The following is a 16870-nucleotide window of genomic DNA, read 5'->3' on the forward strand; positions in this document are numbered from 1 at the left end:
TTCATGACCTTCGATCTTCTGCTGGCGGCACTGGTGGCGCTGGGCCTGCTTGTTTACCTCGGCATAGTGCTGCTGCGGCCGGAGCGTTTTTGATGGCTGCCGCTGGCATGTTTGACCGCGCGCTGCTGGCTCCTGCCGCGCGCGATGCTCTCGTCAAACTCGATCCGCGCACCCTGTCGCGCAATCCGGTGATGTTCACCACGGCGGTTGTTGCAGCGGCGGCGACGCTGATCCTGTTCTACCATCTGTCGATGGGCACCGGCGATGCGCTGTTCGAAGGCCAGCTGGTGTTGTGGCTGTGGGTGACGGTGCTGTTCGGGAATTTCGCCGAGGCGCTCGCGGAAGGTCGCGGCAAGGCACAGGCCGCGAGCCTCAGGGCGACCAAGGATCAGCTGACTGCCTGCCGGATCGGGCGGGACGGGCTGCTGGACCAGGTGCCCGCCACGCAGCTGAAGCGCGGCGATGTGGTGCTGGTGGTCGCGGGCCAGCAGATTCCCGCCGATGGGGAGGTCGTCGCGGGGGTCGCATCGGTCAACGAGGCGGCTATTACCGGTGAAAGCGCGCCCGTGATCCGCGAGGCGGGCGGAGATCGCTCTGCCGTCACGGCGGGGACTACTGTGCTGTCCGACGAAATCCGGGTGAAGGTGACGGCTGAACCGGGCAGCGGCTTTCTTGATCGGATGATCGCGCTGGTCGAGGGCGCGAGCCGCCAGAAGACGCCCAATGAAATCGCGCTCACCATCCTGCTAACTGGCCTCACGCTGGTGTTCCTGATCGCGGTCGGGACGCTGCCCTTTTTTGCCGCCTATGCCGGGGGGAGCATTCCCATCCCGGTGCTGATCGCGCTGTTCGTGGCGCTGATCCCGACCACAATTTCCGGGCTGCTGTCCGCCATCGGCATCGCAGGCATGGACCGGCTCATTCGCTTCAACGTGCTCGCCAAATCGGGCCGCGCGGTGGAGGCCGCGGGCGATGTCGGGACGCTGCTGCTCGACAAGACGGGAACGATCACCATCGGCGACCGGCAGGCGAGCGAGTTTGTGGCGCTGGCCGGGGTTACACAGGCCGATCTGATCTCCGCCGCCCGTCTCGCCAGCCTGGCCGACGAGACGCCTGAGGGCCGCTCGATCGTCGTGCTGGCAGGCGAAGGCGAACCGCTTGCGCCTGACGCTGAGGTGGTGGGCTTCACCGCTCAGACCCGGGTGAGCGGCATCGACCAGCAAGGTCGCAGCATCCGAAAGGGTGCGGTCGATGCCGTTCTGAGGCTCGGGGACTTCCCCGAACCCGCCATCGCCGAACTGCGCCGGATCACCGACAAGATCGCGCAGGCCGGGGGCACGCCGCTGGCGGTGACCGAGAACGGAAGGTTGCTCGGCGCGGTCCACCTCAAGGACATCGTCAAGGCCGGTATCCGCGAACGCTTCGTCGAACTCAGGCGCATGGGCATCCGCACGGTGATGATTACAGGCGACAACCCGCTCACCGCCGCTGCCATCGCCGCCGAGGCCGGGGTCGATGATTTCCTCGCCGAAGCAACACCCGAGGACAAGCTCGCTTACATCCGCAAGGAACAGGCGGAGGGCAAGCTCGTCGCCATGTGCGGCGACGGCACCAATGATGCGCCTGCGCTCGCCCAGTCCGATGTCGGGGTCGCCATGAACACCGGCACCCAGGCCGCACGCGAGGCGGGCAACATGGTCGATCTCGACAGCGATCCGACCAAGCTGATCGAGGTGGTCGGTATCGGCAAGCAATTGCTGATGACGCGCGGGGCGCTCACCACCTTCTCGATCGCCAACGACGTGGCGAAGTATTTCGCGATCCTGCCAGCGATCTTCGTGGTGCTCTATCCCGGGCTCGGCGCGCTCAATGTGATGGGGCTGGCGAGTCCCAACAGCGCGATCTTGTCCGCGATCATCTTCAACGCGGTGATCATCCCGCTGCTGGTGCCGCTCGCTCTGAAGGGCGTGGCCTATCGCCCCATGCCAGCAGCCAGCCAGCTGCTGCGCAACCTGGCGATCTACGGCGGCGGCGGGGTGATCGCGCCCTTCGTCGGCATCAAGCTCATAGACCTCGCTGTCGCCGGCCTCGGCCTCGCCTGAGCCGCAAAGGAACCTGACATGCTTGCAAGCATCCTCACAATTGTTCTCATCGTCGGCGGCACTGTGCTGCTGTCCTGGCCGCTGGGCCGATACATGGCGGCCCTGTTTTCGGGCCGGTTTAAGGGCGCCGACCGGCTGTTCGCGGCCGCCACGGGCGGCACGGGCGAACAGGACTGGAAGCAGTATTCGTTCGCGCTGATCGCCTTCAACGTGATGATGTTTGGCTTTGTCTTCCTGCTGCTCGCAACCCAGCATCTGCTGCCCTTGAACCCCGACGGCCAGGGCGCGTCCAGCCTCGACCTCGTGTTCAACACAGCGGCAAGCTTTACCACCAACACTAACCTTCAGCATTATTCCGGCGAGAGCACCTGGAGCTACCTTGCCCAGCTCGGCGGGCTGATGTGGCTGCAATTCGTGTCGGCGGCGACCGGGATTGCCGCCCTGGCTGCGCTCGCGCGCGGGATTGGTGGGCAGGCCAGCATGGGCAACTTCTTTCTCGATGTGCAGCGGGCAAGCTTCTGCGTGCTGCTGCCGCTGGCGATGCTACTGGCGAGCGGCATTGCGCTGGCGGGCGTGCCAATGACGCTGGAGGGCGCGGCCGCCGTCACGACACTGGAAGGCGCGACCCAGACCATCGCCCGCGGGCCAGCCGCGGCTTTCGTCGCGATCAAGCAATTGGGCACCAATGGCGGCGGGTTCTTTGGTCCGAACTCCACCCATCCGCTTGAAAACCCCACCTTCTGGTCGAACGCGCTGGAAATGATCGCGATCATTCTGATCCCGATGGCCTGCGTGTGGATGTTTGGGCGCATCATCGGCCGCCCCAAGCACGCTGCCGTGATCTTCGGTGTCATGGCCGCGCTGTTGGCGATCAAGCTGACCGCCGCGGTCACCTTCGAAACCGCACCGACGCAGGCTTTCGCCGACCTCGCCGTGACGCAAGATGTTGGCAATCTCGAAGGAAAGGAACTGCGCCTGGGAGCTACCACTGGACCGCTGTGGGCGGTGCTGACCACCGCCACCAGTAATGGTTCGGTCGGCGCGATGCACGACAGCCTCAATCCGCTGACCGGGTTGGTGCCGATGGCCGGAATGTGGCTCAACGAGACCTTCGGCGGCGTGGGCGTCGGCATGATCAACATGTTCCTCTACATCGCGCTCGCCGTGTTCGTGGCGGGTATGATGGTGGGGCGCACGCCCGAATATCTGGGCCACCGCATTGAAGGCCGCGAGATGCGGCTCGTAGTGCTGGCGCTGATCGCGCACCCGCTGCTGATCCTCGGCGGCACGGCGCTGTTTGCTGCGACCCCGTGGGGGTTGGACACGCTGGGCAACACCGGCGCGCACGGCTTCTCCGAGATCCTCTACGAGTTCAGCTCCGCCGCCGCCAACAATGGTTCTGGCTTCGAGGGGCTGGGCGACAACGCACCTGCGTGGAACATCGCTACTGGCCTCGTCATGCTGATCGGGCGCTTCCTGCCGATTATCGTCCCGCTCGCCATTGCCGGAGCGCTGATGTCCAAGCGCCGCAGCGCCGAGAACGCGGGCACCCTCAGCGTCGAGGGGCCGACCTTCGGGGTGATGCTGTTCATAGTCATCCTGATCTTCGGCGCGCTCACCTTCTTCCCCGCTGCTGCACTCGGCCCGATCGCCGAGCACACCGCCCTGATGCGCTAAGGAGCACCGACCGATGCAATATCTTCTCCCTTCGCTGCGCCTGTGGCTGGTGACCTTTCTCGTCTGCGTGATCGGCTACACCGCACTGGTGCTGGGCTTTGCGCAGGCCGTTGTCCCGTTTCAGGCGAATGGCTCGATCATCGTAGCCGATGGCCGCGCGGTCGGCAGCCAGCTTATCGCGCAGGACTTCACCGGCCCCCGCTATTTCTGGCCGCGTCCCTCGGCAGTGGATTACAACGGTATGGGCGCTGGCGGCAGCAACAAGTCGCCGACCAGTCCCGGGCTGACGGAGCGCGCCGAACAGACCGTCGCCCGCTACGGCGCGACGGCGGATAATCCGATCCCAGCCGATCTCGTTGCGGCATCGGGCGGCGGCCTCGATCCGCATATCAGCCTCGCGGGCGCGCTCTATCAGGCAGGCCGCGTTGCCACCGCGCGTGGACTGCCGGCGGCCGAGGTCAAGCGTCTGATCGAAGCCAAAGCTATCAGCGCCGCTGGCTCCTTTGCGCCCGAGCGGATCATCAACGTCCTCGAACTCAATCTGGCGCTCGACCAACTGGCGCAGTAGGCGGGAGAGATGGACGAGCCGCGCCCCGCCAATGATGCCGAGCGTTTCCTGCGCCTTGCACAGCGTGAGGAGCGGGGGCGGCTGACGGTCTATCTCGGCGCGGCACCTGGGGTCGGCAAGACATATCGGATGCTTCAGGATGCCGCCCGGCGACAGGCGGAGGGCCTCGATGTGCTGGTTGGCGTTGCCGAGACGCACGGGCGCAGCGATACTGCGGTGCAGCTCGAACCCTTCGAAGTGCTTCCGCGCCGGGCCATTGCCTATCAGGGCCATACGCTCGATGAATTCGACATCGACGCTGCGCTGGAACGGCACCCCGGGCTGATCCTCGTCGACGAACTTGCCCACACCAACGCGCCCGGCAGCCGCCATCCGAAACGCTGGCAGGATGTGGCCGAATTGCTGGTGTCGGGGATCGACGTTGCCACCACGCTCAACATCCAGCACATCGAGAGCCTCAACGATCTTGTCGCCGGATTCACCCATGTGCGGGTGCGCGAGACAGTGCCCGACAGCATTCTCGATTCCGCCGAAGTCATCGTTGTCGATCTCCCGCCCGAGGCGCTGATCGAGCGGCTGCGGGCGGGCAAGGTCTACCTTGCCGATACTGCCGGGCAGGCGCTCACGAACTTCTTCACGCCCGCCAAACTCGCCGCACTGCGGGAATTGGCTTTGCGCTATGCCGCGGGATCGGTGGACCGGCGCCTGACCGATCAGCTGGCGCTCGCCGGGGACGATGGCGATTATGCCGTAGGCGAGCGTATTCTGGTGGCGGTCAGCCCGGGCAAAGGTGGCGCACAGGTGATCCGCCACGCCAAACGCCTTGCCGATCTTGCCTATGCCCCGTGGACGGCGGTGGTGGTCGAGAGTGGCGGTGCGCGCGGGGTTGTCGGGGAACAGCGCGAGCAGCTCGCCGAGAACCTGGCACTGGCATCGTCATTGGGTGCGGCGTTGATGACAGTGGCTGCAACCGATGTCGCGCAGGCGCTGGTCGATCAGGCGCGTGAGCTTCGGGCCAGCCAGATCGTGATCGGCAAGAGCCGCCGCAGCCGTTGGTTCGAATGGCGGCACGGTTCCATCGCGCAGGACGTGATCCGCAACGCGCGGGGGATCGCGGTTCAGGTCGTCCCGCTGGAAGACGCCGATGAGCGTCCAGCGACCAGAGGTGATTACAGCCCCTGGCGCGCGCCCTTGTCGGCACTGGCCATCGTCGCGGCGACTGTCGGCCCGGTGTTCGCAGCGCAAGACTGGCTGCCGCGCGGGGCCCTCGATATGTTGCTGTTGGTGCCGGTGATTGTCGCCGCGAGCTTGCTGCGAACCTATGCCGGGCTTTGGGCGGCAGGGTTTGCGGCGCTGGCCTACAACTACTTCTTCACCGAGCCGCGCTTCACGCTGCTGATGAATGATCCTGCCGATGTCATCACCTTTTCCGTGCTGGCGCTTGTCGCCGGTGTGATCGGCGCGCTGGCGGGCAAGGTGCGCCGTCAGGCGGAAACCAGTGCGGGAGTTGCCCGGCTGAACGCTTCGCTTGCGCGCTTTGCCGGGTTGCTGGGCGGGCTGTCGGATCGGGAAAGCACCGCAGCAGTCGCCTGCCGTGAGATCGGCGCACTACTGGATGTCGAGGCGATCATCGTCAACTTCGAAGGCGACCGGCTGACTGTGCGCGGCAATCCGGCCCATACCGCGCTCGACCTTGTCGACGAGGCAGCAGCGCGCTGGACGCTGGAGCGCGGTGAGGTGACGGGGCGCGATACCGGCACGCTCAATGCCTCGGACTGGCAGTTCCACCCGCTCCAGACTGCGCTCGGGATCATGGGGGCGCTCGGGGTTGCACGCCCCGAACAGGGTAGGATCATCCGCGCCGACGATGCGACGCTGCTTGCCTCGCTGATTGACCAGACCGCACTGGCGCATGAACGTCTGGTGCTGGAGGACGAAGCCCGGCAGGTCGGCACCTTGCGCGAACGGGACCGCCTGCGCGGCGCTTTGCTGGGCAGCATCGCCCACGACCTGCGCACCCCGCTCACCTCGGTCATCGCAGCCGCCGAAGCGATCCCTGCGGAGGGGGCCTATGCCGACGAAGTGCTGATCGCGCGCGGCGAAGCACGCCGCTTGCAGCGCTTCCTCGGCGATCTGCTGGAGGCCTCGCGTATTGAGGATGGCGGCGTGAAGCCGCGCATCGAGAGTATCGATCTTACCGATGTGATCCACGCCGTACTGCGCGATCTGCGTCAGAACCGCGAAGGCGGCAGGGTCGTGACCCGCATCGCCGATGACTGTCCGCTGATCTCCAGCGATCCGGTGCTGCTCCGCCATGCGCTGATCAATCTGGTCGACAATGCGCTGAAGTTCTCGCCCGAGACCAGCGTGGTCGAGATCGTGCTGGAGTATGAGAGCAGCCATGTGGTGTGCCGGGTCCGCGACCGCGGGCCGGGCCTGCCCGCGCAGCAGGATGGGCTGTTCGAACGCTTCGAGCGGCTCGAGGGCAGCGACCGGGTGGGCGGAACGGGCCTTGGGCTGTGGATCGCCAAGAACCTCGTCGAGGCGGTCGGCGGTGTGATATCGGCCACCAACCGACCCGAAGGCGGGGCTGAATTTGCGATCAGCCTTCCGGCCTCAATCCCGCGAGACGAACCTGATGATGCGTAAGGACGTGCTGATCATCGACGACGAACCCGCCATCCGGCGGCTGCTGATCGGCGCGCTTGACCGGGCCAGGATCGCCCACGTCGAAGCCGCGACCGCTGCCGAAGCCCTTCGCATCGCCGGTGCCGCACCGCCGCCGCTGGTCGCCCTGCTCGATCTGGGCCTGCCTGATCGCGACGGGCTGGAGGTGGTGCCGCAACTTGCCGCGCTCGGTCTTTCGGTCATCGTCCTCACTGCCCGCGACGCGACCGAGGAGAAGGTCGCCGCGCTCGACCTTGGCGCCGACGACTTCGTGACCAAGCCCTTCGACAGCGAGGAGCTGCTGGCCCGCATCCGTTCCGCGATGCGGCGCAAGGCAGGCCCACTGGCGAACGCGTCGCGCCGCGAGTTTGCAGGCGGCCGTATCGACCGTTCCACACACGTGGTCGAGATACGCGGCGTGCGTGTCGATCTGACCCCGCGCGAGTTCAACCTGCTGTGGTCCCTCGCCGATCACCCCGGGCGGGTGATGACGCACGAAAGCCTGCTGGAAGAGGTCTGGGGACCGGCTCACCGACAAGACTTGGATTACTTGCGCGTTGCCGTGCGCGCGCTTCGGCGTAAGCTGGAAGACGATCCCAGCAAGCCCCGCCTGGTGATCAACGAACCGGGTGTGGGCTACCGTTTGGCCGAGTGAACAGTGGTCAAGTCGAAAGCGGCCCTTCAGGTTTCCACCCACTTGTTGCCGGTTCAGTGATCGTCGAACCTCGACAAAAGCGGCCATCGGGGCTTGCCCGACGGCCGCCAGCAATGTCAGATCTCGATGCGCTCCGCTAGGATCAGAGCATCCTCCACGTCGACCCCAAGATACCGGACCGTGTTCTCGATCTTGGAGTGGCCGAGCAAAATCTGCACCGCACGAAGGTTTCCGGTTGTCCGGTAGATCATGGCCGCTTTGGTGCGTCGCATAGAATGGGTGCCGTAATCTTCACGCCGCAACCCAACCGCGGTCACCCACTCATCGACGAGGCGAGCATACTGCCGCGTGCTCATCGGTTGGCCGGAGAGAATCCTGCTTGGGAACACGAAATCATCGATGGTGCCACCCCGCCGCAGAAGCCATGTTGCGAGACTCGTGCGGGCGTCTGCGGTGATTTCAAACTGCACAGGTCGCCCGGTTTTTCGCTGGATGATCATTGCGCGGTCGCGAACTTCAGATCCGGCCACGAGGTCGCCGATCTTGAGCTTCACCAGATCGCAGCCCCGCAACTTGCTGTCGATCGCCACGTCGAACAGGGCCCTGTCTCGGAGCCGTTCCTCGCGGTCGAGGAAGAAACGGATCGCCCAAACTTGCTTTTGGGTGAGCGGCCGCTTGGTGCCGACGGTTCTGCCAGCATTCCACGAAACCCGATTTTGCATGGCCGGGTCGAGGTGAGAGTAGGTCATCATCTTTCTCCATGGCCTTGATTGGCCAAGGAGAAAGAACGAGTGTCGGTTCTGCGATGTCGCCATTGCCCTGCATAGGTAGCATGAGAACGGTCTCCGACGCCTCAGACATTCACACGCAAAGCGGCAGCTTTCGGCATAAGCCGCCATCTGGCCACGCCGGTGCGAACGACGGCTTCGTCCCACATATGGCCGCATCCGGACCCGCTGATGGTTGAGCCTATGGACCCGTCAATCGGCCTCACGCTGAAAGCTAGAGGCGGATCCATCGGTCGTCGATCTCGCGAATTTTGCCTGCGCCATAAGGCGGGGGAAGCGCCCGCAAAGGCACGCCAGGCAAGGGCATCCGCACGACTTCCTCGGGGAAAACAGTCTCGCCTCGCAACGAAATCACCCTGCCCCAGTCATCAATCGGGAAGCATTGAAGCTCGTCGTCGCCGACTACGGCAGCGACCACGATTGCATCCCCGACGTGCAGTATGGGCTGCATGTCCGGAAGCGAGTGCCGGTAGCCGAGAAAGATCAGTCGATCTCCGGCGCGGTAGCGCATGTTCCCCCCTTTTGTGGTGGGACGATCCTACCTGCGTCAAGAGGCCTGTCAAGACGTAAGTCATTGGATCCATTACATATGTAGGCCACACGCCGATCAGTTCGGGTTTTGGGGGCCTCGGCATGTTGCAACCGGTTGCACCTCAGCCGCGTCTTTCCCAGGATCGTCTTCGGAGCCATTGTGGTCGACCCGTCAGCCGAGCTACCTTGTTATCCTCTTCGCTCGCCAGTTCTCGGTTACGCGCTTCGACCTCATGAGGTCGCTGGGCGGAGAAACCCGCCAACATTGCGCGACGGACCTCAGCAAAACGTGTCGTTAACCCGAACCTGCGCCCTCGGCGTTCCTCCTTCTGTTGGATTTGCCAGCGGACAACCACCCCCTTGCGTTCCAATCGTCCAATTGCCGCTGAGATGCCGGGAAAGCGCTCCTCGTCGGCGAAGACGCCCCCGGTCATGATCAGTTCGCGGACCAAGGGTGCAAACAAGCTTGGCTTCCTGTCCGTTGCGGAACTGAGGTGACGAATGAACTCAGGTATATCGCCGATGTCGACCTCCGGGGGGATGGCAGCGGCCATCTTGAGTGCGGACCATGGAAGGCGGGCAGCGGCATTGTCGGACAGACGGAGAAGCAAGGAAGCAAGTCGATCGGAAGAAGTGCTGCACCCCCTCAGGTGATTGCCGAAGTGTTTGCGGTAACGCACCTCGAACCTGATGCGGCGGTTGGTCTTCGCATAGATGGATAAGTCCACGTTTTGAGTTCCGGTGAGCGGGATCACCAGATGAGGAAAGCTGTCATGCTGCAACACGGCGAAGCTGGTCGGCACTGGCCTTCGGTCGTTAGGCACATCAGCGAAGCGCTGCGCCTTGACGCGTCGAGCAAGATCGAGCGCTCGGTCATGGAGGCGTCGGACCACTTTGACAGCGTCGTATGTGCTGCGCTCGAAGTAGAGTTCCGCCTGTTCGAGAACGAGGCTACCCCAATCCAGGTTTACCTGAAAGCCAGAGGTCTCCTGTTCTGAGCGGCCATCGTCGCGGGACGTCGGATCGACGATGTGGTTTGCTAGATCGCGGACCCTCGTTTCATAGAGTGCCAGAAATGCATCGCGGGCAATAGCTCGCTCTGGCGATGTAGCTCCGCCCCATTCGCCCCGCGAGAGGAGAACGTTGTCCGATCCGTCAAGCGGCTTCTCTTCACGATTGGCGAAGGGTCCTTCGTTGAAAGCCTCTTGCACCAAGGGCCTTGGGTCGAAGAACTGGCGTTCAGATGCCTCTTCAATCGGCACACGGCAGCGCCGCACTGATAATGCCCTAGTGGTGGTGGGGTTTAAGTTGAGGGTCAAGGTGATGCGGGCAGTGCCAGCGTGAAGTTGGTCAGCCGGTCGCGACGTGACCATGGTCACATGTAGCAAACCTGACACGGCTGGCCCGTAGCTGATGTCCGCACGGAACTTACGACCGACGGTAGGTGAAGCTTTTACGTAGCGGCTGGGGGCAATTGCTCGAAGGTAATCGACAAAGGAGCCGTTTTGGCCCCACGAGACATGTCCCCGCACCCTCACCCTTATTTTATCAGGCCATGCCTCAGACGGCTCGGGCGCTTTGGACCATGACAATGGGATTAGGCCGTCGCGGCTCCTGAGGCGCGCTGGGGGCAGCATGTCACTCATGGTTGTTTGGGTTTTGGGTTTTGGTTTTTTTCGTTTTCCACCCCTATAGAGGCGGGGTTGGTGATCAGGCAGTGGTCGCGCTCGCGCAGTAACGCTTTACGGTGGCCGCAGAGAGCTTGAAGTGGGCTGCCGTCTCGCTGATGCTGGCCTTCGTGGTGCGCCGCCAGTTTGCAACCGTTGCAGCGTCGGCTGCAAAGGGGCGGCCCATGCTGGCTTTCCCACGATGGGTGCGGCCTGTCTCGGCTAGAGCCTTCCGGGCGGCTTCCCGTCCCGAGGCGGTGCGCTCGGCGATCCGGCGACGTTCCATCTCGGCGACCTGCGCAAGCACGGCTAGAATTAGCTCGCCGACGCCACGGGCGATCTCGCCAAGGCCGTGCACGTGGACTGACACGCCTGCGTCGATCAGTCGCCTCACCGTGGCCTGCACATCAAGGGCATCGCGGCCAAGCCGGTCGACGGCATAGACATGCACACTGTCTCCGCTCCGCACTCGGTTGAGTAGTTTGGCGAACCCGGCACGGTGTGCTGCCATCGTTCCACCGCTTACCCCTTCATCGGCATATTCCTCGTCGAAGCCGCCGCCCATTGCATTCCGCTGGGCCTCGACGCTCTGGTCGCCAGTTGAGACGCGATAGTAGGCAAATCGCATAGCTAGCTCGTAAGTTAGGGGCTGTGAACGCCTAGCTCTTATTATAGCTCATATTTCACGTCAAGCTATCTTGTTGGCCTAGCGCAGGGGTTACAAGTTTTGAGCCTCACGGACATCTCGACGTCTATCTGCGAATGGCGTCCCCTATTAACCTCCGGCACCTCGCCGACTGCGAGGCTTTTTCTTGTTGGGGACCATGGGTGCGCCATCGACAAGAGGTGCGGCCTGTTGAACCTCCGTCACGGTGTATGCTTTCGCTGCACCGCCTTCACGATGGACCCAGACGTCTACCTGATAGACATATTTTAGGGGGTTCTTTGCGCTGCGGATCATGCGGTCCTTGAGCCTGTTGACGCCCTCGGCGAAGTAGACTGGGAGAGCTTTGTCAGACACGGCTTCAACCACACCCTTGTCCCCGGTCGCGCCTTTGGCTTTGGCGGGACCTCGGTTGGCCTGATGCAAGATCATCTGGACGCCGCTGAGGAAATTCCGCTCCTGCGTGATCGGCGGCTCGTTGGTGATGACATGGACCGAACCTTCCGCAAATCGCTCGGCATTGATCACCGCACGGTCGATCTGAGCGCCTTCATACCTCGCCTCGACCTCGACCACCCTCTTGCCGTCTTTGCTCCTGTATCGAACATGAGCAAACCCAAATTCGGCCCCCTTTCGACCCGCAAGTGGCTTCATCACTTCTGCAAGTTCAGATGCGATAGGGGGTGTGTCCGTAGGCGGTGCGACCGGCCTTTCGGTCTCCATAAAACCGTCGATGGCCTTTTTCATCTTGCGGGTGAAATCCGAGAGCGTCGTGGCCGCTGCAACATAAGGCACCACTTGATTCATGAGGGGCACGAACGGAGCGAGCACCGCGATGATGCTACCGGACCTCAACTCGGTCACGGACAGCCGCTCCTCGCCACCTGACAGGCGCATATAGATCGTGTCGATTGCCGCGAAGCTCTTGGCAAGGTCGTGGAGACTAATTGGGCCGCCTGCCTCAAATCGAAATTCGACTACGTCGCGTGTCTCTCCGCTATGCTCGTTCAGGTGTGTTTGAGGTGGGCTGGCCATCAGAACCTCCAGTTCTATCTCGTCAGGTATCCTTCGGCGAGAAACACCACTAGGTCACGCTGCATACCTGCCGTCCGCCAAACGCCGCGCCATGCCTATGCCTGCTAGCGCGTCGAGGACGGGACGGACCGAGGACGCACGCTTGCCCTTGAAGGCGCGGGCGACGTCCTGGGGGGCGAGGGGGCTTGGCGCTGATGCGAGCACTGACTGAATGGCACTGACTTGCTCTGGGAGCGTGCCCGGCCACGGGATGACGTTGTCGCCGACGACGGCTTGGCCTTCGCCGAGATCAAAGCTCTGGGTGACAGGTGCCCTGTAATCCGGGGCCTGATACTCGGGCCGGAGCCAGCGAATGTGGCCCTTGGCCTCCTCGGCGGCGCGTGCGCGGTTGAGAGCGACGAGGCGGGTGAGGATTTCCTCGTCGGCCAGATCGGCTGGCCAGCCATAGGCCTCGGCGACGAGGGCATCGATGCGCTCGTGGTGCTGGCGGATCAGGGTAACGAGGCCCCGATCGTGCATGTCACGCTCTGCGTCGGTAAGGCGACGGCCCTCTCGAAGAGCTTCTAGCACGTTGTAGAGCTTTGTGAGGGTGAGGTCTTCGTGCTTAGCAAGCACCCGCTTGCGCAAGGCGTCAAGCGCCTCGGCGTCGGCCCTGATGCGTTCTCGTAGCGCGCTGGGGACATCGGCTGGGAAGGGAAACTTGCCGAAGCAGTCGGAGTGGTTGTAGTTCGAGTCATTCCCCTTGCCGAGCCAGCCTCCTGTTCGGATCGCCCAAAGCGTGTGGATGTGGCTGGTCAGAACCCCAAGCGCATAAGCGTCCTCCATGGCGATGCCGATAATTTTGGCGTCGAGGATCGTGCCGGAAGGCACGAATATGAAAATCCGATGCTTGGCGGTGCGGCATGTGGCGATTGCCCGGTCTAGGCCTGAGAGCGCCCGCCGAAGCGTCGGCGCGTTCTCACCGAAAAGCCACCAATTGTCCCGGCGAGTGGCACGACGGTTCTGATCCCGCTCCGGTTTCACCATATGAAGAATATGCTGATAAAGGACAGGCGACGCGGTTCGTGCCGCGCTCTCCGAGAGGCCATAGAAGTCCACGACCCACTTCGGTTCATGCCGCTGCACCAAATCTCTGCCAATCAGATAAGGCTTGAGGTTGGCGGGCAGCGCGTTCTGGTCGATGCCATACTGAGCGAGGTCATCGGCCTCTAACCTGAACCCAAGACCGAGGGGGTTCATGCCTTGCACCGCCAAGGCTTGATTGGCCGCAAGCTCCAACGCCGCCTCGGTATTTGCGCCCAGTCGCAAGGCACTGCTGATCCTGCCCTTGGCGCTCCGCAAGCTCACCGCGACCTCACCGTATCCGTCCGCTAGAGCGCTCTCGTCTATTACCTCCGTCAATACCCCTTCTTGTTCTGAAGCCGCCGCTACGGTCATCGCGATACGGACTGCGGCACCATCTTTCTCATCCACCCATGGGTGGTCCGGCACGGCGAATGCTAGGCAGCACTGCGCCTGTTCAATAACCGACCGGTTGAACGGCTGGGTGATGGAGTTGGTGGTGATGAAGCCGAAGCGTCGAGTGGACTTCAAGGCGCACGCCTGTGCGGCGAGGTGCCACCAATACATGACGATATCGACTGACGCGGTGACTTTCGGGTAAGCCGCGCGGACTGCCTCGGCATAGCCATCCCCAAGGCGCTCCCGCATCCGCTTGTTCCCAATGAAGGGCGGGTTCCCGACGATGAAATCGGCTTTGGGCCACTTGGCCGCGACCGGTTTGACGTAGCGGTATACCTCGACGCGCGCGTCCTCGTCGGGGACCATGCGACCGGTGACCGGGTGGACCTTCATGGTCTCGCCGTCCCAGCGGGTGAGCGGCTGGTTATGCTCATCCTTCTCGGGGACGCGGGCTTCGTAGGAGATCAGCGCGTCGCGGTTCTCGATGGTCTTGATGTCGCGCAGGATCGGCTCGGGTGGGGAGCGGTCCTGACCGTTCACCCGGAAGTGCCATTGCAGGTAGCCGATCCACAGGACCAGTTGGGCGATGGCAGCGGCGCGGGGGTTGATCTCGATCCCGAGGAAGTTTTCTGGCGTGATTGTGTGCCCGGTAAGCTCGGCGACATACTGGTCGTCGCCAAGCTCGATCAGCAGATCGAGCACTTCGCCTTCAAGCTCCTTCATGCGGGCCATGGCGACATAGAGGAAGTTGCCGGTGCCGCAGGCGGGGTCGAGGACCTTGGTGGACGCGAGCTTGGCGTGGAAGGCCTCCACGAGCCGCTTGGCATCGTCTGCCTTGCCTTCATCAATCAAGGTGGCGGCTGCGACCCTGACGCCGTCCCAGTCGCCGCGTAGGGGCTCCATGATCGTGGGCGAGATCAGCCGCTCCACGTAGGCACGGGGGGTGTAGTGTGCGCCGAGCTTGGAGCGATCCTTAGCAGACAGGGCGCGTTCGAGCAGGGTGCCGAAGATCGCCGGTTCAACCTCGGTCCAGTCTTTCGCGGCGGCGTCGATCAGGACGTGCAACTCCTCCGCGTCGATGGGGAGAGCCTCGGTGTTCTTGAAGAGGTAGCCGTTGAAGCGCTTCACCGGCTGGCGGAGAGCAGGGGCAAACTCGCCCCGGTCCATGGCCTGCCAGAGTGCCGAGAGCGAGTGGTGGAGATGCTCGGGGTTGTTCTCGTGCTCGGTAAGGAGGGTCTTGAAGCTGTCCTTGGGGAGCAGCACGCCCGTGTCCTCGGCGAACATCGTGAACAGGACGCGCATCAGGAAGCCGCTGACGGCTTCGGCGTCATGGCCCCGGCTCTCGAGTCGTTTGGAGACCTTGGCGAGCAGGTCGGCAATCTCACGCGTGACGCGTGTGGACTGTATCGAGGGATCGAGCGCTTTCGGGTCGGTCCAGATCATGCGCAGCCGCTCGCGCACGTCCGGGTCGTGCAGGTCCTCCAGCATGATCCGGTAGCGGGAGCGATCAGGGAATTGGGCGTAGGCGCGGCCCGTGCCCGTGAAATCGGCGTAAACCTCGATGCAATAGCCGATGTCGGCGATTAACAGGAACGGTGGCCAACCATGGTCGGCGGGGAGGGCACGGGCGTAGCGCTCGGCCTGTCCCTTGGCCTGCACCATGGCCTTTGCCCATCCGGGCGTTCCGCGCCGCGCGGTCCCGCGCTTCATGCGAGAGGTGGCAGTCTGGCCGAAGAGGTCGAGGTCTGCGTCCCCGCGATCCGCCGCCGCGCGGTCGGCGTCGCTGCCCTGCTTGGCCTCAAGGATGAAGCTGTCGCGCTTGTAGCAGTCGATCCTACCGAAGCTCTGGGTGCCGTCGCCGTTGTCCTGAAACACCCGGCGCTCAAAGACGTAGTCGTTGCCCGCGTCGTCAGCCTTGCTGCCGTGCGGCTGGGGCACGCCGATCAGGGCGCACAGGCCGTTGATGAAACTTTGGGTGTTGGCAAGCTCAGACCCACCTGTATCGCGCCAATGCGCTATAAACGCGGCGATTTCGTCTGGTTGCCCCATGGATTGCGTTTAGAGCACTGGCGACGGCTGGTGACAATGGTGAACATGCACCGGCGGCAGGCCCGCCGCCGGTGCAACCGGTTGCAACTAGATGAACTTCTTGTTGCCCATGGGGCCGCGCACCGAGAAGCCCTTGATGTTGGACGTGGCGATGTCGATCTCGCACCGGTAGGTGCTGCGGATCATGGCTCCGAAGCCGTTCTGGCTGTCAAACGGGCGCTCGATGACGGCGGTCTTGCCGTTGATTACCCGGAACTGCCAACGCTTGGTATCGAGGCTCGACGGGCTGACGACGACCTGTTCAAGGATCAGATCGCAAGCGGTCGCGTATTCGACCTCTTTGCCTTGAGCGACTTCTTGGGTCGTCGGCTGTGAGCGTGATTCACCCTTGCACTTCCAGATGTCGTCGAAGGTGCAGGAGGGCTTGAGATCGGTTTGAACGAGTTTCCCTTGGCGATGTCGTGCAAGGGCCTCTTCGGCTTGTTTCTGGGTCACCATGAACCGGTTTTCGTTCTCGCAATCCACGAACCAGACCGGCATCCCTTTGGACGACATGTCGGAGACCATGGCGGTGGTGACGCGGTCACATTCTTCGCTTTCGGCGGCGACGTAAGCGGCCCCCGGCTCAAGTTCGCCAAGTTTGGCGAATGACGCTGCCCCGACGCGGTCGTAGGTCTCCCCATACTCAGCACGGGTGTAGTTCGCTGGTGTAGCGGTAACGGGCAGCGCTTTCTTCAACACCGCCTCATGGGCTTCGCGCGCTTCTGCGATCTTTCGGGCGGCTAGCTCCTCTGGTGTGGGCTTAGGGACCGTCGCCGCGAGGCCAATGAACGACGCCACGGCTGCCAGCGCGAAATGCCAGCGCTTAGAATTGCGGAGGTAGGGATAGATCACACCGACGAAGCAAGCGAGCAGGAGGAGAAGGAACAGAACCGGTGTAAGCAACGTCAACTCCATTTAGTTCAACGTGTTAGAGCCTAGACCGGCACTCATAATTCCGCCTCTG

General features: G+C 63.2%; 13 protein-coding genes. 6 read left to right on the forward strand and 7 right to left on the reverse strand.

What is annotated here, in order from left to right:
• The first annotated feature begins 3 nt into the window (after positions 1-3).
• Genes OPU67_RS08955 through OPU67_RS08980 form a run of 6 tightly spaced genes read left to right on the forward strand, consistent with a single transcriptional unit; the run spans position 4 to position 7669 of the window.
• A complete protein-coding gene (locus OPU67_RS08955) occupies positions 4-93 on the forward strand; it encodes a potassium-transporting ATPase subunit F (protein WP_267619191.1) in 90 nt (29 codons plus the stop codon).
• Positions 93-2102: a potassium-transporting ATPase subunit KdpB gene (kdpB, locus tag OPU67_RS08960; protein WP_267619192.1), complete on the forward strand. Its 2010-nt coding sequence runs from the start codon at positions 93-95 to the stop codon at positions 2100-2102. Before OPU67_RS08955 ends, kdpB begins: the two co-directional genes overlap by 1 nt.
• Positions 2103-2120: 18 nt before the next feature.
• Positions 2121-3779 carry a potassium-transporting ATPase subunit KdpA gene (kdpA, locus tag OPU67_RS08965; RefSeq protein WP_267619193.1) on the forward strand — a complete coding sequence of 553 codons (1659 nt, stop codon included), beginning with the start codon at positions 2121-2123 and terminating at the stop codon, positions 3777-3779.
• A gap of 13 nt (positions 3780-3792) precedes the next feature.
• Positions 3793-4347: a potassium-transporting ATPase subunit KdpC gene (kdpC, locus tag OPU67_RS08970; RefSeq protein WP_267619194.1), complete on the forward strand. Its 555-nt coding sequence runs from the start codon at positions 3793-3795 to the stop codon at positions 4345-4347.
• Positions 4348-4356: 9 nt separating this feature from the next.
• Entirely contained in the window at positions 4357-6996 is a 2640-nt protein-coding gene (locus OPU67_RS08975) for a sensor histidine kinase (protein ID WP_267619195.1), read from the forward strand.
• Positions 6989-7669, forward strand: a complete 681-nt coding sequence (locus OPU67_RS08980) for a response regulator transcription factor (RefSeq protein ID WP_267619228.1) — start codon at positions 6989-6991, stop codon at positions 7667-7669. Before OPU67_RS08975 ends, OPU67_RS08980 begins: the two co-directional genes overlap by 8 nt.
• 116 nt (positions 7670-7785) lie before the next feature.
• Here the strand turns inward: OPU67_RS08980 and OPU67_RS08985 are convergent, their stop codons facing one another.
• The 7 genes from OPU67_RS08985 to OPU67_RS09015 form a co-directional block, all read right to left on the reverse strand.
• Positions 7786-8418 (reverse strand): tyrosine-type recombinase/integrase, encoded by a 633-nt coding sequence (locus OPU67_RS08985; RefSeq protein WP_267619229.1) that lies wholly within the window; start codon positions 8416-8418, stop codon positions 7786-7788.
• 253 nt (positions 8419-8671) lie between these two features.
• Complete coding sequence (locus OPU67_RS08990) at positions 8672-8968, reverse strand: hypothetical protein (protein WP_267619196.1); 297 nt, start codon at positions 8966-8968, stop codon at positions 8672-8674.
• A 142-nt stretch (positions 8969-9110) separates the two neighbouring features.
• The gene (locus tag OPU67_RS08995) at positions 9111-10367 is read right to left on the reverse strand and encodes a hypothetical protein (RefSeq protein ID WP_267619197.1); all 1257 of its coding nucleotides are present in this window, start codon (positions 10365-10367) and stop codon (positions 9111-9113) included.
• Positions 10368-10698: 331 nt separating this feature from the next.
• Positions 10699-11283 carry a recombinase family protein gene (locus tag OPU67_RS09000; RefSeq protein ID WP_267619198.1) on the reverse strand — a complete coding sequence of 195 codons (585 nt, stop codon included), beginning with the start codon at positions 11281-11283 and terminating at the stop codon, positions 10699-10701.
• Positions 11284-11430: 147 nt separating this feature from the next.
• Entirely contained in the window at positions 11431-12354 is a 924-nt protein-coding gene (locus tag OPU67_RS09005; protein ID WP_267619199.1) for a hypothetical protein, read from the reverse strand.
• Between the two features lie 54 nt (positions 12355-12408).
• On the reverse strand, positions 12409-15864 hold the full coding sequence (locus OPU67_RS09010; protein WP_267619200.1) for a class I SAM-dependent DNA methyltransferase: 3456 nt from the start codon (positions 15862-15864) through the stop codon (positions 12409-12411).
• Positions 15865-15951: 87 nt separating this feature from the next.
• The gene (locus tag OPU67_RS09015; protein ID WP_267619201.1) at positions 15952-16821 is read right to left on the reverse strand and encodes a hypothetical protein; all 870 of its coding nucleotides are present in this window, start codon (positions 16819-16821) and stop codon (positions 15952-15954) included.
• Between the last annotated feature and the right edge of the window lie 49 nt (positions 16822-16870).

Origin of the sequence: Erythrobacter sp. WG (assembly GCF_026586795.1) — a bacterium.
Lineage (GTDB): Bacteria > Pseudomonadota > Alphaproteobacteria > Sphingomonadales > Sphingomonadaceae > Erythrobacter.